The 16,918-nt window shown below is 59.0% G+C and carries 19 protein-coding genes; 17 read left to right on the top strand and 2 right to left on the bottom strand.

All coding sequences use genetic code 11. The features are described 5' to 3' along the window. The first annotated feature begins 896 nt into the window (after nucleotides 1-896). From KH389_RS07175 to KH389_RS07110, 15 genes are all read left to right on the top strand, one after another. The gene (locus KH389_RS07175; RefSeq protein WP_213607147.1) at nucleotides 897-1,247 is read left to right on the top strand and encodes a hypothetical protein; all 351 of its coding nucleotides are present in this window, start codon (nucleotides 897-899) and stop codon (nucleotides 1,245-1,247) included. 249 nt (nucleotides 1,248-1,496) lie between these two features. Then, complete coding sequence (locus KH389_RS27490) at nucleotides 1,497-1,622, top strand: hypothetical protein (protein ID WP_023629570.1); 126 nt, start codon at nucleotides 1,497-1,499, stop codon at nucleotides 1,620-1,622. A gap of 323 nt (nucleotides 1,623-1,945) precedes the next feature. Beyond that, nucleotides 1,946-2,518 (top strand): STY4534 family ICE replication protein, encoded by a 573-nt coding sequence (locus KH389_RS07170; RefSeq protein ID WP_213607146.1) that lies wholly within the window; start codon nucleotides 1,946-1,948, stop codon nucleotides 2,516-2,518. Nucleotides 2,519-2,571: 53 nt separating this feature from the next. Next, entirely contained in the window at nucleotides 2,572-2,730 is a 159-nt protein-coding gene (locus KH389_RS07165) for a hypothetical protein (RefSeq protein WP_213607145.1), read from the top strand. Between the two features lie 75 nt (nucleotides 2,731-2,805). Continuing rightward, a complete protein-coding gene (locus tag KH389_RS07160) occupies nucleotides 2,806-3,231 on the top strand; it encodes a hypothetical protein (protein ID WP_028700175.1) in 426 nt (141 codons plus the stop codon). 65 nt (nucleotides 3,232-3,296) lie between these two features. Next, entirely contained in the window at nucleotides 3,297-3,509 is a 213-nt protein-coding gene (locus KH389_RS07155; protein WP_213607144.1) for a hypothetical protein, read from the top strand. Between the two features lie 88 nt (nucleotides 3,510-3,597). Next, a complete protein-coding gene (locus tag KH389_RS07150) occupies nucleotides 3,598-3,948 on the top strand; it encodes a hypothetical protein (protein ID WP_213607143.1) in 351 nt (116 codons plus the stop codon). Between the two features lie 307 nt (nucleotides 3,949-4,255). Continuing rightward, on the top strand, nucleotides 4,256-4,576 hold the full coding sequence (locus KH389_RS07145) for a hypothetical protein (protein ID WP_213607142.1): 321 nt from the start codon (nucleotides 4,256-4,258) through the stop codon (nucleotides 4,574-4,576). Nucleotides 4,577-4,646: 70 nt separating this feature from the next. After that, nucleotides 4,647-5,057 carry a DUF5983 family protein gene (locus KH389_RS07140; RefSeq protein ID WP_213607141.1) on the top strand — a complete coding sequence of 137 codons (411 nt, stop codon included), beginning with the start codon at nucleotides 4,647-4,649 and terminating at the stop codon, nucleotides 5,055-5,057. A 60-nt stretch (nucleotides 5,058-5,117) separates the two neighbouring features. Continuing rightward, entirely contained in the window at nucleotides 5,118-5,723 is a 606-nt protein-coding gene (locus KH389_RS07135; protein ID WP_103470011.1) for a DUF3275 family protein, read from the top strand. 93 nt (nucleotides 5,724-5,816) lie between these two features. Continuing rightward, on the top strand, nucleotides 5,817-6,071 hold the full coding sequence (locus KH389_RS07130) for a hypothetical protein (protein WP_103470012.1): 255 nt from the start codon (nucleotides 5,817-5,819) through the stop codon (nucleotides 6,069-6,071). A gap of 63 nt (nucleotides 6,072-6,134) precedes the next feature. Then, nucleotides 6,135-6,731, top strand: a complete 597-nt coding sequence (locus KH389_RS07125) for a hypothetical protein (RefSeq protein ID WP_420831963.1) — start codon at nucleotides 6,135-6,137, stop codon at nucleotides 6,729-6,731. A 32-nt stretch (nucleotides 6,732-6,763) separates the two neighbouring features. Then, on the top strand, nucleotides 6,764-8,203 hold the full coding sequence (locus KH389_RS07120; RefSeq protein ID WP_213607140.1) for a DUF6094 domain-containing protein: 1,440 nt from the start codon (nucleotides 6,764-6,766) through the stop codon (nucleotides 8,201-8,203). A 97-nt stretch (nucleotides 8,204-8,300) separates the two neighbouring features. Beyond that, nucleotides 8,301-10,550 carry a DEAD/DEAH box helicase gene (locus KH389_RS07115; protein ID WP_213607139.1) on the top strand — a complete coding sequence of 750 codons (2,250 nt, stop codon included), beginning with the start codon at nucleotides 8,301-8,303 and terminating at the stop codon, nucleotides 10,548-10,550. Nucleotides 10,551-11,209: 659 nt separating this feature from the next. Beyond that, nucleotides 11,210-11,440: a hypothetical protein gene (locus tag KH389_RS07110; protein ID WP_213607138.1), complete on the top strand. Its 231-nt coding sequence runs from the start codon at nucleotides 11,210-11,212 to the stop codon at nucleotides 11,438-11,440. A 163-nt stretch (nucleotides 11,441-11,603) separates the two neighbouring features. Here the strand turns inward: KH389_RS07110 and KH389_RS07105 are convergent, their stop codons facing one another. Together KH389_RS07105 and KH389_RS07100 are read right to left on the bottom strand one after the other, a co-directional pair. Further along, nucleotides 11,604-12,968: a PepSY-associated TM helix domain-containing protein gene (locus tag KH389_RS07105; protein ID WP_213607137.1), complete on the bottom strand. Its 1,365-nt coding sequence runs from the start codon at nucleotides 12,966-12,968 to the stop codon at nucleotides 11,604-11,606. Nucleotides 12,969-13,085: 117 nt separating this feature from the next. Then, nucleotides 13,086-13,469 carry a DUF2946 family protein gene (locus KH389_RS07100; protein WP_213607136.1) on the bottom strand — a complete coding sequence of 128 codons (384 nt, stop codon included), beginning with the start codon at nucleotides 13,467-13,469 and terminating at the stop codon, nucleotides 13,086-13,088. Nucleotides 13,470-13,849: 380 nt separating this feature from the next. Between KH389_RS07100 and KH389_RS07095 the strand changes: the two genes are divergently transcribed. After that, on the top strand, nucleotides 13,850-16,030 hold the full coding sequence (locus KH389_RS07095) for a TonB-dependent siderophore receptor (protein ID WP_213607135.1): 2,181 nt from the start codon (nucleotides 13,850-13,852) through the stop codon (nucleotides 16,028-16,030). Nucleotides 16,031-16,040: 10 nt separating this feature from the next. Further along, complete coding sequence (locus KH389_RS07090; protein WP_213607134.1) at nucleotides 16,041-16,871, top strand: DJ-1/PfpI family protein; 831 nt, start codon at nucleotides 16,041-16,043, stop codon at nucleotides 16,869-16,871. Nucleotides 16,872-16,918: the final 47 nt, after the last annotated feature.

Below are 16,918 nucleotides of genomic sequence, written 5' to 3'. Positions count from 1 at the left end.
GTTGACGCCTCGCGAAAACGCCTACGAGCCTTGCATCTCGGCCATGGTACAACCCATAATGACATCAGTTTTGGTTCAACCCCGCTGGCTACTGACGGTCATCAGTAGCGCCCAGGTGTTGTGGTTCGCCTCAACACCAAACCGTAAGCACGCTATAGCTCCGGGAAGGGCGTGCGAATCTGGTTGAAAGCTCTCCCTGTGTCTCCCTGCTCTCTCTAGTCGCGCAGCCGTCTAACTCGTGATGATCGAGTTCACAGGCACATAGAGTTTCAAGAGGTTCGGTGCTTCTTTGATCCAAGGGCCACATTGGTAATGTGGCCCCTCCTCTTTCCTTCCCCTTGGGTAGCCTGATGGACTTGTCGAAGGTCCATGAGGCTACCCAATGGGTACTCTCTCCTTTGCCGGTGGCCCGCCGGCGATAAGCCGGGCTCCTTTTGTGCGCGGATGCGTGCCTCATGTTTGCTGGCCAAAGCCACGAGAATGGCCAGGTGATGAGAGTCGAAACGATCAATGCCCAGGGATCGACGATTCCGACACAGGTGGCTCCTTCAACTTTTTTTTTCAAACACGGCTGGGTCACCTTTCAAGGGCTGATCCAGCCGGACTTCTCCCTCCATCTCTCCCCCCCTTCCCCCTCCGCTTGACACAACCCTTCCCCGCTCCGATTATTAAGCCGTGATCTGCTGACGTCGTCAGCAACATGCCCTATGCAGCTAGGATCCGTAATGCTGCAGCACGAAGTCTGTGTGATCCACCAGCCCAAGGTCGTTTAGCTTCTGGTAGCACGACCGGTCGACCTCCGTCGATAGAAGCTCCTTCCGCAAACCCAGCGGGGAATACATTTCCCCGTGAGGGTCAGTGTTTTCTCCGCATTTTTTAACCGCAGGAGAAACACCATGACCGCAATGTCCGCACCCTCCACCGGCTTCCGTTTTGGCTACGCGCTCGGCACCCTCACCCGTGAGTTCCTGCGCGCCATGAAACGTCCAGCCCCAGTAGTCCCAGCACATGTTCGGCCTGTTGTTCAACTCGCGAACATAGCACCCACCCGCAGCGACTGGGATGAGCTTTGCCGCATTCCAACCCTCGCACGCCGCGGCGTTGATCTGAACCAGTGGTTCGAAAACAACACCAAAGCGGTACCACCGACCAAGCGCCGTACCCGTCAGCGCAAGCCGAGCAAACCCAAAGCATCAGAGCTGCGTATGGGGCCGCTGAACGATCTCATAGCTCCAGTTGCGATCTAACTCCCTCCAACCTCACCCAGTGCCAGGCACCCCACCTGGCAAGGTGAGGGCCTGGCGATCAAAGGAACGCCATGGTTTCAAAAAAACGTGCCGCTGTGGCAGACGACCTTCGCAAGATCGGAACGACGGCCGTTGCCGCCGCCCTCGTAGGTATCTTCCTCAGCACTAGCCGTCTCCTGACCGCTTTCGCCCTCGTGGTAGGTGTTGTAATCTGGATCACAGGCATTTACCTCACCCCGGAGGAATGACATGAGCCAAACCACATTCGGCATCCTCATGTTCACCGCCCTGCTCGTCATCTGCGTCGGCATGGCGGTTTGGGCCGATTGGCCTAATATCAAACGCCGGTGCCAGAAGATTCTTCGAGCACATTGATCATCGGTTTTCCCTACTTAACCCTCCACCTGGAGGGTTTTTTTCTTTCAGGGCTTGACAATGTGTTTCTCCGTTTCCATCCTTGTGACCGTGAGCTGCTGACGTCGTCAGTAACCCAAGCCCGAGCAGTCATGATCTGAAAGACTGCTACACCCACTGCGGTGTTGATCTCCCCAAAATCGCCAAGCTTCCGGAAGCGCGATTGATCAATCGAGAGATTGATGGAAGCCCACCCAACTTGTTACATCCCAACCCACGCGGGGAATACTTTCCCCATGGGCGAAGTGTTTCTCCGCTTTCGCTATTGAAACTGGAGAATCACCATGAGCAACCAATCCAACGAATCCAAATTCTTCGACCTGCACACCACCGGTATCGGCTACCTCAACCGTATCCGTGAAGTCAGCCCCCGCAAGGGCAAGCCCTTCACCTGTGTCACCGTTGCAGCTTTGCACGGCGCGACTGATAAAGCCGAGTATTCCTACATCGACTGCAACGTTGTCGGTGCTGAGGCAGAATCGCTGGTTAAACGCTGCCAGCAGGCCGTTGAAGCCAAAAAGAAGGTGCTCGTCTCCTTCCGAATCGGCGACATCTGGGCTGACGCTTTCACCTATGATAAAGGCGACAAGAAGGGTCAGGCCGGCGCAAGCCTCAAAGGCCGTCTGCTCTTCATCGGTTGGATCAAAGTTGACGGCAAGCTGGTTTACGAAGCGAAGCCGAAAAATGCCACCCCGCCCACTGAAAATCAGGGACAACCTGGTGGTGATCAAACGTTGAATCAGGAACAACCTGAGCAACCCGTGAATCAGGGACAGCCAGTCGCCGACCAGTTCGGTGAGCAACTCGACCATGACCTCGGTAATGATCTTCCCAAGGAAGCCAACCAGGCTGCATAACCCCTATCAAGGCGCTGATTTCAGCGCCTTCATATTCTGCCAAGGAGGCAGTCATGAAAGTACTGTTCGCGTTGAACCTTCTAATCCTGGTCGCCGCTGTAATCCTCAGCGACATTGTTTTCGGTGCCTGCGCTTTCATTGGGCTGAGCGGTTTTGCGATCGACGTGCTCAACCGCAAAGCCAACACAGTCCCTACTGCGCTGCCCCACTGATCACTAACCTGATTCCTACCCAATAGGGGACGACGATCCCCTTCGGGAGGCGTTTTCCTCACAAAGGACTTCGCCATGCCCTACTGCATCACTGTCGCTGGAGATATTCAGCAGTGCTTCCCTGACTTCGCTACCGCGCGCTCAGATATTCTGGAGCTGCGTAACCAGGGTCAGAAACCTAGGCTGTACTACTCGACCTCATTCGCGCATCTGGGCTGTGAGATCGATGATAACGGGGTGCGAATCCCAGACTACACGAACATGCAGTGGTGCGATTACGCCAAGCTGCTTCCTCACTTCGCCTCATCCTGGTCAATCACGGATGATGAACTGTCAAATGACAGATATCGTCTTGTTGATGTCTATGCGCAGCTCAGCGGCCGTGAATACCATCTAGCTGACATGGCCTATGCCCGAGGCGAGATAACTCCCAAGGATCTTCGGGTTAATACACGCCTTATCAGGGTCATACAGGGTCTTATGGATCCGAATGATCTGTAGCATTTCACTTAACCGTATCGGGAACATCACCCGATCTGGCTGATGATCCTCAATGGAGAGACATCATGCCTCTGCTGAACTTCGAGCGAAATTTCGAACTCCTCTACGTACCAGTTGATTATCCCGACCTGGAAGGGTCAGTTCATTTCTCATCAGTCCTGTCAGCGTTTTTGTGGCTGGATGAGAATAAGCCTCGGGTATTGAACTGGGAATTGCGTGATGTACTCACCGACGGTATCGCTTTTTGTATCGATGCGACGTATGCCATCGAGCTGTAACAACCAGACATCCTTCGGCTGCGCTCTTATAAACCTTATCGGGTACATCACCCGAGCGGGTTGGTGACCCCCTCATCGGAGAATCACCATGTCTCAAGCCACCCAAGTCTTCAATGGCGTCATGTTCATCACCAATCCCTTCGAGAAACGAGTTGCCGGGGCCTTCATCCGCGTAGACGCGCTTGAGCGGCGGTTCGCGGACTCAATCAAAGCAAGCTCGAACCTCGCCCTGGATCGCTGTGGCCAACACTTCGAACTGTACGAGATGAGCCTGCTCACTACGCTGCGCGATCAGTATGCAGCTCTCACCTTTCCTCACGACCAGTTGTTCAAACGTGAGGCAGAACGGCAAGGCTTCAAGCTCGATGATGAGCACTACCGCGCTGTACAGGAAGCTAGTTCCAACCTCTGGGAAGAGATCTACGAAGACATGATCTGACCCACCCTGCATCACCAGTCCTCCACCCCGAAGGGTATCCCTTCGGGGGGACTTTCAAAGCAGGCACCTGGCAACTGTGAGGCCTCTGCCTACAGGCCGGGAAACGAATTCCGTATTGGTTCACTGTCGTTGACAGTGCCTCCCGGAGCCAGGGTTTAAGGCTCCAGCGCGTTGCGCCAACCCACCCAAGATCGCCGAGCACTCGGCAGCGCGATCGCATCACCCAGTGATGGAGTGCCTTCTACATTACCTAACTGCGGGGATCTCATCCTCGCGGACGAGGCCTCGCTTTATTTGGAGACCTCATATGTCGTTTTCCCCCGCCTCATCCGAGGCATACCTCACCCTTCCTGTAGTCCTGGACAACCCGGCTTGGGTGCGGGCGGTCTATCTCGAAAACCCCATGCGGGTGGCCGAGATGAGCCAACGCCTCGCCACCGTCGTCCAAACGGCGTGGCAAGAGCTCAAGCAGCAGCCTCAGGCCACTGTTCTGTCCTTCGGTGTGTACACGAAGCGCCACACCGGCCGCGACCGTGACTGGGTCGCCCTCATGTTGCAAATCGTGACCCCCGAGGACGAGCCATCCTACATCCAGATCCAGCTGCAGCACGCTGCAGACCCCGCCTGACACAGCCATTATTACTCACCCAGAGGGGTCACCCTCTGGGGTGGCTTCCTCTCAATCAGGAGCACGCCACATGGCACAATCACCCAACCCCTTCCAGATCGCTGCCGGTGATCACCCTCAACCCCATCCCTGCTGCAGCCGAGCTTTCGAGATCGCCTCAGCACACCTGCCCGAAAAAGACAGGGCGGACCTGCAAACACTCGTCGAGGATGCTGATACAGCGTTGCTTCACTTCGAGTGCTTCACGCTGCCCGACAGTTACGCCATCGGCTTCAAACTTCTCAGTACGCCCTGGACCGACCATCATCTGGGACAGTTCTGGGGGTACGACCTGTCGACACTTCAAGCCCTGCAAGCCGCCGAGGGTTTCAGCGAGGAGACCATCCGAGTGCTCACCCTTGCCGCTCAGGCTGAAGTGAGGTTCCTGGTCATCGACCCCAACAGCAACGTTCTCAACGGTCTGCCTCTGTTCGACTGCTGATCACCTTCCACCTCGCGGGGAGCACCCGCTGGTGTTCCCCATGCTTTACGGGGAGCGCACATGATCTCCATCACCGGCCAGTTGGCCATCCGCACCATCTCCGGTCGACTCGGGCTCTTCAACGTCGGCCGCCTCAGTACCTCGATCGGTGAGTTCACCATCAAGGATGCTCTTCTGGATCAGTACCAGGAGGGTAAATACCGAGGTGACTTCGCGATCAAGCAGATTCGACCATCGTACTACTCGCACGGCGGTCGACTTGTAGTTGAGATCAGGGCTGAACTCGAGGGCATGACCCTGGAGGATGTCACAGGTCTCAGTCGAGAGGACGAAGAACACCTGCCAACAAACGTCCCTGACCCTCTTGAAGAGGACGGGCCACCATCCACACCGCTACCGCCACGTCGGACTCCAAATACACCGGCGCGACAGCCCCAAACTGATGCCTTCGCCTCGGATGAGCCCTTCGGGATGAGTCCAACGGCACCACCAAGCACGAACGACATCGATGCCGAGCTGTTTGGCACGGTGTGGCCACTGAGCGAAACCGTGAGGCTCGACACCACCGTTGACCGACAACGGCTGCGCGCCCAATGCACCCGACTGGACCAGCTCGGTTTCACCATGGACTTCAAAACTCAAACCTGGACCAGGGCCTCGCTTTAAAGCGCCCTGCCACACCACTGCCGTGGCCAACCTGAACCACACACCCTGAGGGGCCTCCTCGGGGGGCTCCATTTTTCTACCTGGAGCACCACCATGAACGCCATCTTCAGCAACTTGAGCAAACAAACCCTCGCGAACATCGAGGACCAGCTGTCCAACAACGAGGTGTCGACTGACGAGGAGCTCGTCGACCTGTTCATCGAGGAGTTGGAGCTCACACTGGACCAGGCCGAGGCCGCTATCCGCCTCCGTGACCAGTATCGCATCCAGATTTTCCGTGCTGGTCACGGGCCACTGCACAATGAGAAACCTGTGGTGTTCGATCCAGACACCAGGACCTTCAACTAACCACCAGACCACCCCGGGGGGCATCCGCCCTCTGGGACGGACGCCTCCACAATGGAGGCCATCATGCACCCATCCCCCTTGTTCCAAATCGAGGAATGCCCGGACCTGTACGTCGACGCCTGTGTGTGCGACGAGCAGCGCAACCTGGTGTTCATGTCGGCCTGGGGTCGTGACACCGCACTGCAGGAGTTTCTGGCCAGGCTCACACTTGGCCGGGAAGATAATGGCATCGAGCAGTTTCACATTCTCGTCGACGGGCGGAGCATTCCCGTTTTCCCTAACCATGACCTGCTGGAAAAGCGCACCACACGTCAATTCCGCGGCACCCTATTCGGCAGCATGTTGCACCTCTGGCTGTTCGATCGACGCGCCGCAGCGCCCGACCAAGCCAATCACTTCGCGTTCGCCCTCCTGGAGCGCAATGAAGCTCCACACAAACGGCTCTGGCCGCTGGTGATAGAGGTCTGCCCGCTGCCCCTTCTCCACCATTGGCGCGAGCCCGTGATGGAGGTCCTCACCCAGCACCGCATGCTGATTGCCCTACCTGGGGCGATCGGCAACATCTGCGCCTGGCGACTCGCTCTCCAGCTCGACGTGCTCGAGCCCTCCCTCGGAGAGCTGATCCGTCGCGGCGAACTCACGATTGAAGTTCAGGCGTAGGCCTGGGCTCACCAAAAACTCAAGGAACGCTTATGGCCCTTATGTTTCCGCGCCTTGCGCGCAACTTTGCCCGCAACGGCTACTACCCCACCGATGAGATCACGCTCGAACGCACGCTGCAGGCGCTCACTCCCGCCACCTCGGGCAGGGTGAGGATCTGCGACCCCTGCGCCGGCGAGGGTGTTGCCCTTGCTGAAGCAGCTCACCTCCTGGGCCGCGATCAGGTCCAAGCGTTCGCCGTCGAGTACGATCGCGAACGCGCGGATCACGCGCGTGGCCTGCTCGATCGGGTGCTGCACAGCGACCTCTTCGACACCTTGATCAGCCGCCAGTCGTTCGGCTTGCTCTGGCTCAATCCACCCTACGGTGACCTGGTCGCGGATCACTCCGGTGCATCCCAGTACCAAGGCAGCGGCCGCCGGCGCTTGGAGAAAGCATTTTATCAACGCTGCCTCCCGCTTCTTCAGTACGGAGGCGTCATGGTGCTCATCGTTCCTCACTACGTGCTGGACGACGAGTTCACTGGATGGCTGAGCAACCACTTCGCCGAACTGCGTGTATACGGTGCTGCAGACCCCACCTTCAAACAGGTGGTGATCTTCGGCATCCGTGTACGCCGGCAGGACCTGGCCCGGGCTTCCACCAACCAGGTGAGGGCTCGTCTGCAGGCGATCGGCGCCGGGCAGGAGCAGGCCGAGGAGATCCCGGCCATCTGGCCATGGGAGCCGTACCTCGTCCCGTCAGTTGCTAGCGAGCTGGAGCACTTCTACCGCATTACCCTGGAGCCGGAGCAATTTTCCGCCGAGATTCTGCGGTTGCGAGGTCTCTGGCCCGACTTCAACTTGCATTTCGGTCAGGCCGGTCTTCAACCCCGAGCCCCTGTCCGCGAGCTTTCCCGCTGGCACCTCGCTCTGGCCCTGGCCGCCGGCGCAATCTCCGGTGTTGTACGTTCGAAGTCGGGGCGGACCTTGGTCGTGAAGGGTGATACCTACAAGGACAAGGTGCGCAAGACCGAATTCACCGAGGACGAGAAGGGTAACGTCTCAGAAGTCAGGATCCTCACCGATCGCTTCATCCCGATCATTCGTGCTTGGGAGATGACGCCTTCGTCAGTGCATCACGGCCAGGTCCTGATCATCAGCTCCTCGCCGGCGAGCATCGACGAAGCGCCTGCCACGGACGAACGAGTCACAGCACAGCTGTTTAGCCCAGGGCAGATCATGATGACTGCCGCTATCAGCCACTTGGTGGAAACCGGGCAGCTCAACCCTACCCCTGCGCTGAAACGCCACCTGGCTGGCGACTGGGGCGAACTATGCGATGACGATCGAGCCTCCAACCAACTCGCACTTACCCACGGAGACCGCTTGTTTTCAAGCTACGACATCGACGCCGGCGGCGAGTCCAGACTCTGGATCATCACCGAAGCCGACCGTAGCGCCACCACCCTGCTGCTTCCCAGCGACTATTGATCTGCGCCGTAACGGCGACAACCCCACACCGACCCACAGGGTATGCCCATACCCACCGGGGTTTGTGCATGCCCTGTTTTCCCTGCAGGAGATGCACATGAACGCACTGACCCAAGCAGCCGCCTCGGCCAACTCCCCACTGAACATCAACCTGACGGATTTCATCGACGAGTTCGGCGACGAGCTCCTGGCGTCACTCAACCGCTCCAACCCTCCGGTCTACACCGGCAGCATCAACGAACAGCGGCAGGCCGTGATGGCAAGTCTCAAGCGCACGCCATTCGTGGCGCAAGCTGAGGTTGTCCAAGCCATCACGGCACTGCTGCTCGATCGCAACGAGCAAGCTGCGATCATCAACGCCGAGATGGGTACCGGGAAGACGATGATGGCCATCGCAGTCGCTGCCGTGCTCCACGCGGCAGGCTACCGTCGAACACTCGTCATCTCACCACCTCACCTGGTCTACAAGTGGCGGCGCGAGATTCTGGAGACCACGCCAGGCGCCCGCGTCTGGGTGCTCAACGGCCCGGACACGCTGGTCAAACTGCTCAAGCTACGTGACCAGTCGGGGCAAACCTACGACGGCAGGCCGGAGTTCTTCATCCTCGGCCGCGTCAGGATGCGGATGGGTTTCCACTGGCGACTCGCCTGCTGGAAGCGGCGTACTGCAGGTGGCCAGCTGCTGGCGGCATGTCCCGATTGTGGCCAGGTCCTCGAGGACCTGGAAGGCAACCTGGTCACCGTGGACGAATTCGAGCGCGGTGATCGCCGTCGCAACTGCACGGCCTGCAACGCTGCCCTCTGGTCGCTTATGCGCCCAGGCAAAGCCGATGGTGGGGACCGACGCTCGACGATCCTGAAGTCGATGTGCCGGATACCGACGATCGGCCCCGTCCGAGCGGAACGGCTGCTGAACGACTTCGGCGAGGACTTTCTGGCCTCGATGCTGGTCGACAACGTCTCAGAGTTCATCAACTTGATGGACGCGAAAGGCAACTTCGTCTTCAGCGACCGCCAGGCCAAGCGCATGGAGCGGGCGATGGCAAACATCGAGTTCGGATTCGGCGAAGGCGGCTACCAGCCGACAGAGTTCATCAAGCGCTACCTACCCGATGGCTTCTTCGACCTGCTGGTTGTCGACGAGGGGCATGAGTACAAGAACAGCGGTTCGGCCCAGGGCCAGGCCATGGGGGTGTTGGCCGCGAAGGCGCGAAAAACCGTGCTCCTCACCGGGACCTTGATGGGTGGCTACGCCGACGACCTGTTCTACCTCCTGTTCCGCATCCTCACCCAGCGCATGATCGAGGACGGCTACCGACCCAACGCACGCGGCAGTATGGCGCCTGCTGCCATGTCGTTCATGCGCGATCACGGCGTGCTCAAGGACATCTACACCGAACGGGATGGCGATTCGCACAAGACCGCCAAGGGCAAGAAGCTGTCGGTACGCACCGTGAAGGCCCCAGGCTTCGGCCCTAAAGGCATCCACCGGTTCGTGCTGCCATTCACCGTGTTCCTGAAGCTCAAGGATATCGGTGGCAATGTGCTGCCCAACTACCAAGAGGAGTTCATCGACGTGACCATGGCGCCCGAGCAGGCCTCGGCCTACCAGCGCCTGGCGGCCACTTTGACCGCTGAACTCCGCCAGGCTCTGGCCCGTAGAGACACCACCCTTCTGGGAGTGGTGCTCAATGTGCTGCTGGCCTGGCCGGACTGCTGCTTCCGATCGGAGATGGTCAAACATCCGCGTACCCGCGACACGCTGGCCTTCGTGCCGGCGCTCTTCGGCGACGATGAACTGATGCCCAAGGAGCAGGCGCTGCTGAACCTGTGCCTCGAGGAGAAGGCGAAAGGCCGCAAGGTCCTTGCATACACCGTCTACAGCGGGACGCGCGACACCACGTCCAGGCTGAAGAAGGTCCTCGAGCAGGCAGGCCTCCGCGTGGCGGTACTGCGGGCCACGGTCGAAACGGCTCGGCGCGAGGACTGGATCCTCGACCAGGTCGACCGCGGTGTCGACGTGCTGCTCACTAACCCGGAGTTGGTCAAGACCGGTCTGGACCTGCTGGACTTCCCAACCATCGCGTTCCTGCAGACGGGGTACAACGTGTACACCTTGCAGCAAGCCGCTCGGCGGTCGTGGAGGATCGGGCAGAAACACCCAGTCCGCGTGGTTTTCTTCGGTTATGCCGGCAGCTCGCAGATCACCTGCCTGCAGCTAATGGCCAAGAAGATCGCAGTGGCGCAGAGCACTTCGGGCGATGTACCGGAATCCGGGCTCGACTCACTGAACCAGGATGGGGACTCTGTTGAAATGATTCTTGCTAGACAACTTACAGCTGCATGAAAAAAGGGCCACCAATCGGTGGCCTTTTTTCCCTGCATGCTATTACTCTGCTTCGTGACCGAAGCCGCGACAAATCTCTCACACTGCGAGAGAATTTGAAAGCGAGGCTCAACTCAGCACTGCGGGGCGCATCCAGATAGACCTGCGTCTATGAGTAACCCGAGTACTCGCCATACAGCCTGTCCGTGAGGTTGCGTCCACGAAGCGTAAGGATCGCATTCTTCATTTCACAGGCAATCAAAGCATCACGTGAGGTGTACCCTCCACCAAGTACGTATTGGCCGTGTCGGTATAGAAACCGCTGGAGTGCCTTACGTATGCCCCGACCGTGATCGGCAAGGATTCGAAGCGGTAGATCAGTGCTTCGCTGGCAGTTGTCCGAGGGAAGTTCACCGGATGATTGTCCGAGCGATCAGTACCGCCAGCCCCGATCAACTCTTAATAGCGGGCATCAACGACCGAAACACCCAAATCGGCCCGCAGTTGAGCCGTGAGTTGTGTAGAGCTGGTCAACTCGACGCCACGCGACCGAAGTCGCCGTTGGCCGAGGAAATGAGCAAGAACGACGAGACCGGGGTTACCACCGTGCTGTAATGCGCGTAGAGCTGGATATCGGGAGTCAGGTTGTAGACGGTACCGAGGCGCCAGGGGAACGGGTCATGAGTATGGTGAAACTACTGCGAAGTGCCCAGGTTCACGTCTTCTACCGTGCGCCGCAGGTTGATGTCCTCATAGCGCAGGCCACCGATCAGCAGCCAGAACGGGCGGCCATGGCTGGTCGCGACTGCCCGGAAATGCGGCTCGGTATGGGGCTATGGGATTCCAGGTGTATGGAAGAAGAGGGAACAGTAACCGCAGGCATCCAGCAGATGATGCAGATGGGCACCTGAATGGCCGTGCTCTGCAGGTTGCATGGGCATACACGGATGCTCGGCAGCCTTTTGACGCTATATCCAGCCGCTACTCTGGCCAATCAGCGGCCCGAGCAGCACCATAAGCATGTCAAAGATAGCCAAGCCGTTTCCGGATTGGCGTCCTGCCATACGGGTCAGATCAAGGGGTTTCATTCGCCGTCCTGGCGGTAGCGGCCCGTTGAGTCAGAAACAGATCAAGTACCAATAGCAGCAATAGGCTGCCGCCCAGCACGGGCAGCGTATAGCCGAGCAAAATTGCGAACAAGATCAACGCACAACGCGCCGAGAGGCTCAGCTCACGCCATGCGGCCAATAGCGTTGGCTGACGCGCCACTACTGGCCGGCGGCGCCACCACATCAGGTAGCCAAGAACTACCATCAACGCCAAGCCCAGACCTGTCACCACCAGGATCAACTGGTTGAGCGGGCCGAATAGCAATCCCATGTGGGCATCGATACCCCAACGGGTCAACTTGGCAGCGATGGGGTAGTCAACGAATTTCGCCTCATCCACGACCTGAAGATTACGGGGATCAATCGATACGGCGTCGACTTGGGTCGGCCAACCTGGAGCAATCTCACGCACAACCCAGGCGGCAGCGGCATCGCGGGCGGGCTTGATCTCGACTTTGTCGGCGTCGATACCCGCAGCGCGGGCACTGTTGAGAACATCGAGGAATTGCGTGGCCTGTACCGTCGGCATGGGCATGTTCATGTCCATCGCGTGGTGATGGTGCTCCGCATGCTCATCGGAGATCGCAGGAGGGCTGTTCGTGCCGAGGACAGTGCTAACACTAGGCGTGGACCAACCGAATTTGGCCCGCAACACGCCAATATTTTCACCTGCATAGCGAGACCAAGTGAGGCCGGTAGCAGAGAAAAATAGCAGCCCTAACAACAACCACAAGCCAACGGTTCGATGCAGCTTTCGGACGCTTTTGCGACGCCCGGTGGCAGCGGGGTTGGACAGCCATAGAACAAGGCCGCCCAGAGCTGCAATCCACAGCCAGGATGCTGCCAATTCGCTATAAAGCCGTCCTGGGTCTCCGAGCAGTAGGCTGCGGTGGAACTGGTCAATCGCTGTGCGCAATGGCAGCACGCCGCTTGTGCCGTAAACATTCAGTTCCCCGAGCGCCTGCGCCGTTACCGGGTCGACAAACACCGCGCGGCTCTCCGATGGGCCATGACTGGCGTCGGTGAACATCACCCTAGTGGTATCGCCCACAACTGGAGCGGGGCGCACGGCAGTAATGAGCGCATGAGGCCCGACCGCGCTCCGCGCACTTTGAATCTGTTCGTCCAGTGGCTTGGCTGGACCTTGGCTACGACTATTCAGCACGTCTGCGTAGAGCCAGTTTTCCAATTGTGGCGTGAGGGCATAGGCCACGCCGCTAAGCGCGGTGACCAGCAGGAACGGGCCGGTCAACAACCCAATATAGAAGTGCAGGCGCTTGAGCAATGCAGTGAACGCCGAGGTGCCAGCGCGTGCTGGTTTTGTTGACATAAAGCGACCTCTTTTATCAGATCTGTGACTTGGGAACCGAAAGTTCTGCCACTTTGAAATTCTTGATACGAATCGATACCGCTCCTCGGTACCGATCAACGGCCGCGAGGACGGCAGTCAGATATACAGTGCCTGAGGAGATGCGCGGGGATTAGCGGACGGCCAGCAGTAGCGAGGAGGCGCTTTTGAGCGTGGCTCTATGGCTGCAAGCGGCGACTGGGCGTAACGCGGCCAGAACAGGGCGAACAGCGTCAGCAGCATGACCAGTGCCCCGGTGCGCAATGGACAATCCATTTGAGCCTTCAGGGAGAGATGGCTAGCTGGCAGGCTTTTGTGTGCAGCAGGATGTGCATCATGCACAAGCGAGCAGAATCCATCGACCGCGCGATTCATCGCCACCGAGCTGGACTGGCCTTGGACGATATCGCACGACAATAGATTGAGTAGGACGCAAGCGTAGAGCGTCCAGGCAATCAAAGAGCGTGTGCGAGGGCTATTCATGAGCGGACTCTATCAGCCGCATGTCCCTCAAACCAGGGAGCATTAATTCTAGTTCAACTGTGAGTCAGGGAGCTGCCCACCGTATCAGGCCGGAGGTACCAGATCCGCGCAAATGCAACCGACGACACGATCAGCGAGAATGAATCCCCCAATCGGGGGCGACAAGATGCCGCATATATATATCCATATCTCGACACCGACCGGTTTAACGGTGCCCAATCGCCGGAAGACTCCAGACTGCGGTCGATCGTCGCAGTCCATAGTGCCATCTGACACTCCCTAAACTACCTGCTCCGCGAAGGTGGCAGGTAGCACGTACCTACGTCAGTTGCATCATGCAGCACAGGCCGGCCGCCCTTTTCCCATCCAAGAGCCCGCCCATGCACTTGCCTTCCAGCCCACTCCGACTTCCATTCCTACGTCACGCGATATGCCTGACAGTCAGCCTGAGCCTGCACAACGTAGCACTGGCCGAAAATGTGGACATCTCAACCATCGCTGCCAAACCCACTCCGGGTCAGCAAAGCGCGCCCAGCTGGACACTGGAGCCGGTGATCGTCAAGGGGCAGCGCACAAGCTATAGCGAACCCAACGCCACCTCCGCTACACGCACCAATACCCCAGTGAAAGAAGTACCGCAGTCGGTGCAGGTAATCACCCGCTCGTTGATCGAGGAACAGGCCAGCTCGACCTTGGGCGATGCCCTGCTCAACGTCTCCGGCGTACGCCCGACGAAGGCCGAGGAGACCCTTTTCACCCAACCGATCGTGAGGGGATTTCCGGCAGAGATATATATGAACGGTATGCCCGCTTTCGGCGGTACCGCAGCCTACATCGACCCCACCAGCATGATGGGTGTCGAGCGGGTGGAAGTGCTCAAGGGGCCTACGTCGACATTGTATGGCGGTGGACTAGGTGCCCCGCTCGGCGGCCTGATCAACGTGGTGAGCAACCGTCCTGAGGGCGAGCCGAGTGCCTTGTTGTCCATGCGGACCGGCAGTTTCGATACGATCAACCCAGCGATCGACCTCAACACGCCGATCAACGACAACATCGCAGCCCGGCTGTCCGCTGAATACCAGAAGAACGACAGCTGGATCGACCAGGTCAACGGTGAGCGCTGGTCGATCAAGCCAAGCATCGCTTTCCAGCTATCGCCCGACACAGAGCTGCTGCTGCGCGGCCAGTACGACAAGCGCAGCCAGCTCGAATACTCCGGACTGCCGGCTGAACAGGCATTGCGCGGCCAGATCGACCGCAATGCTTTTCCTGGTGCAGGTCATGGACAGCCCGACACCACGATCGAAAACCGCCTGAGCACGGCGGAGCTAATCCACCATTTCAACGATGACACTCGCCTGACCGTCACCGGCCAGTACTACGAGATGCAGGCGCGGGACTACGGAAGCTGGGCCCTGGGTGCAACTGACCCGGTGGCAGCGCCGACAACATACTCGATCTACAAACTCTACCTGCCGGGCAGTATTCGAGAGAGCACCCTGGATGCCAACCTGGCGTTCAACGTCGCCGCACTCGGCGGACAGCATGAGTTCGTTGTAGGTGCGACTTACGACGACACGCACTTCTGGTCAGCCATGTCGGGTGCCGAATATACCGGCGAGCTGGACTTGGCCAACCCCATCTACAGCTTTGCCTATGGCTCGACACCCGTGCTCGCGGCAGGCAGCGCCACCACGAACGACTACAAGACCAGCGCGCTCTACCTGCAGGATCAGGCCACCTATGGCCGCTGGCACCTCTTGGCGTCGATGCGCTTCACCAGCATCAGCCTGCAACAGGAGGGAGTCGTCGGCGATATCGACAAAACCTACCACCGGGCTACTCCGCGCCTGGGTGTGACCTACGACCTGACTGACAGCGTGGCGCTGTATGCCGCCTATGCCGAAGGTTTTCGGGGCGCGTTCAACTTCACCGGACTTGAAGCACCGAAGCCCGAGCTTTCCCGCAACTATGAGGGTGGTGTGAAACTGGCCTTCAGCGATATCGGACTGTCCGGCACGCTCGCGCTCTTTGAGCAAACACGACGCAACGTTGCCACACCGGATCCTGATCCTGCCAATGCCGTGATGGGCTACAGCGTCCAGAGTGGAGAACAACGGGCACGCGGCTTCGAAACGGACCTGACCTGGGAGCCGACCCCGGCCGTGTCGATACTCGCGAACTACGCCTATACCCAGGCCGAAGTCCGGAAAGACAATTCGATCCCGGTCGGTGAGGCGTTGCCGCGAGTGCCCAAGCACAGCGGCCGCCTGGCCGCCCGGTATCGCATTCTCGATGGCGTTGCCAAAGGCCTGTCCTTCGGCGCCGGCGTCACTGCGCTCAGTGCCCGTGAGCTGACCCTGCCCAACACCGTTTCGGTACCGGGTTACGCCCTCTTCGACGCTCAAGCCTCCTACGACTTCGACCGTTACAGCGTATCGCTTTCCAGCGTGAACCTGACTGGGCGCAAGGTCTTCGAGACCTACCAGTATCTCGGCTCACCACTGGTCATGCCGACTCAACCGCGCTCGGCCTACGTCACCCTCAGTGCTCGCTTCTAAGGACTTCACCATGATCAACAACCAACGTCGCAACCTTCTGCTTGGCGCCTTGATTGCGCCACTGATGGGTAATTCCGCTCTGGCAGCCACTGCTGCCGAGTCGATGCCGCATGGCCACCCGATGCCGAGCATGGGGCCGGAGATGGACAAGGTGAAGTGGATGGGTGATGAGCAGATCGGCATGCTGGTATATCCCGGCATGACCGTCTTGGACCTAATCGGCCCGCATTGCATGTTCGGCGCACTGATGGGCGCGAAGATACATATCGTCGCCAAGTCCCTTGAGCCGGTGACCAGTGACGCGGGACTGACGGTAGTTCCCAACGCGACCTTTGAAACCTGCCCGCGTGATCTGACGGTTCTCTTTGCTCCTGGCGGCACCGACGGCACCCTGGCCGCGGCATCGGATCCGGCCACCTTGGCGTTCTTCGCCGACCGTGGTGCGCGAGCCAAGTACATCACCAGCGTTTGTTCAGGCTCGCTGATTCTCGGGGCTGCTGGATTACTGAAGGGCTACAAGGCGACCTCTCACTGGTCATGTCGAGAGGTGCTGTCCAGGTTTGGCGCGATTCCGACCGAGGCGCGCGTGGTGCGCGACCGCAACAGGATCACCGGCGCAGGGGTGACAGCCGGTCTGGACTTCGGCCTGGCGATGGTAGCCGAGCTACGCGACCAGACCTACGCCGAGTGCACGCAACTCATGAGCGAGTACGATCCAGAACCGCCGTTCAACGCAGGTTCGATGAAGACGGCACCTGCTGGAGTAAAGGCAGCAATGATCGATCTGGTAGCGGACTTCAGCAGAAAGGCGGCAGCACTGGCAGCAGCCAGTAACGTTTGAAACCCAATGCCAAACCGAGGCTGAAGTGCCAGGGAAAGAAAGCCGGT

It is taken from the genome of Pseudomonas qingdaonensis, assembly GCF_018398475.1.
GTDB classification, from domain to species: Bacteria; Pseudomonadota; Gammaproteobacteria; order Pseudomonadales; family Pseudomonadaceae; genus Aquipseudomonas; species Aquipseudomonas palmensis.
Note: the sequence above shows the minus strand (reverse complement) of the source record. Positions and strands in the feature narration are given on the sequence as shown.

Excerpts from the sequence above, each read along its gene's own strand:
- KH389_RS07170 (WP_213607146.1), top strand. The coding sequence starts at position 1,946 with ATGAGCAACCAATCCAACGAATCCAAATTCTTCGACCTGCACACCACC.
- KH389_RS07160 (WP_028700175.1), top strand. The coding sequence starts at position 2,806 with ATGCCCTACTGCATCACTGTCGCTGGAGATATTCAGCAGTGCTTCCCT.
- KH389_RS07155 (WP_213607144.1), top strand. The coding sequence starts at position 3,297 with ATGCCTCTGCTGAACTTCGAGCGAAATTTCGAACTCCTCTACGTACCA.
- KH389_RS07100 (WP_213607136.1), bottom strand. The coding sequence starts at position 13,469 with ATGAATAGCCCTCGCACACGCTCTTTGATTGCCTGGACGCTCTACGCT.
- KH389_RS07135 (WP_103470011.1), top strand. The coding sequence starts at position 5,118 with ATGATCTCCATCACCGGCCAGTTGGCCATCCGCACCATCTCCGGTCGA.
- KH389_RS07145 (WP_213607142.1), top strand. The coding sequence starts at position 4,256 with ATGTCGTTTTCCCCCGCCTCATCCGAGGCATACCTCACCCTTCCTGTA.
- KH389_RS07105 (WP_213607137.1), bottom strand. The coding sequence starts at position 12,968 with ATGTCAACAAAACCAGCACGCGCTGGCACCTCGGCGTTCACTGCATTG.
- KH389_RS27490 (WP_023629570.1), top strand. The coding sequence starts at position 1,497 with ATGAGCCAAACCACATTCGGCATCCTCATGTTCACCGCCCTGCTCGTC.
- KH389_RS07130 (WP_103470012.1), top strand. The coding sequence starts at position 5,817 with ATGAACGCCATCTTCAGCAACTTGAGCAAACAAACCCTCGCGAACATC.
- KH389_RS07095 (WP_213607135.1), top strand. The coding sequence starts at position 13,850 with ATGCACTTGCCTTCCAGCCCACTCCGACTTCCATTCCTACGTCACGCG.
- KH389_RS07090 (WP_213607134.1), top strand. The coding sequence starts at position 16,041 with ATGATCAACAACCAACGTCGCAACCTTCTGCTTGGCGCCTTGATTGCG.
- KH389_RS07110 (WP_213607138.1), top strand. The coding sequence starts at position 11,210 with ATGAGTATGGTGAAACTACTGCGAAGTGCCCAGGTTCACGTCTTCTAC.
- KH389_RS07165 (WP_213607145.1), top strand. The coding sequence starts at position 2,572 with ATGAAAGTACTGTTCGCGTTGAACCTTCTAATCCTGGTCGCCGCTGTA.
- KH389_RS07140 (WP_213607141.1), top strand. The coding sequence starts at position 4,647 with ATGGCACAATCACCCAACCCCTTCCAGATCGCTGCCGGTGATCACCCT.
- KH389_RS07150 (WP_213607143.1), top strand. The coding sequence starts at position 3,598 with ATGTCTCAAGCCACCCAAGTCTTCAATGGCGTCATGTTCATCACCAAT.
- KH389_RS07120 (WP_213607140.1), top strand. The coding sequence starts at position 6,764 with ATGGCCCTTATGTTTCCGCGCCTTGCGCGCAACTTTGCCCGCAACGGC.
- KH389_RS07175 (WP_213607147.1), top strand. The coding sequence starts at position 897 with ATGACCGCAATGTCCGCACCCTCCACCGGCTTCCGTTTTGGCTACGCG.
- KH389_RS07115 (WP_213607139.1), top strand. The coding sequence starts at position 8,301 with ATGAACGCACTGACCCAAGCAGCCGCCTCGGCCAACTCCCCACTGAAC.
- KH389_RS07125 (WP_420831963.1), top strand. The coding sequence starts at position 6,135 with ATGCACCCATCCCCCTTGTTCCAAATCGAGGAATGCCCGGACCTGTAC.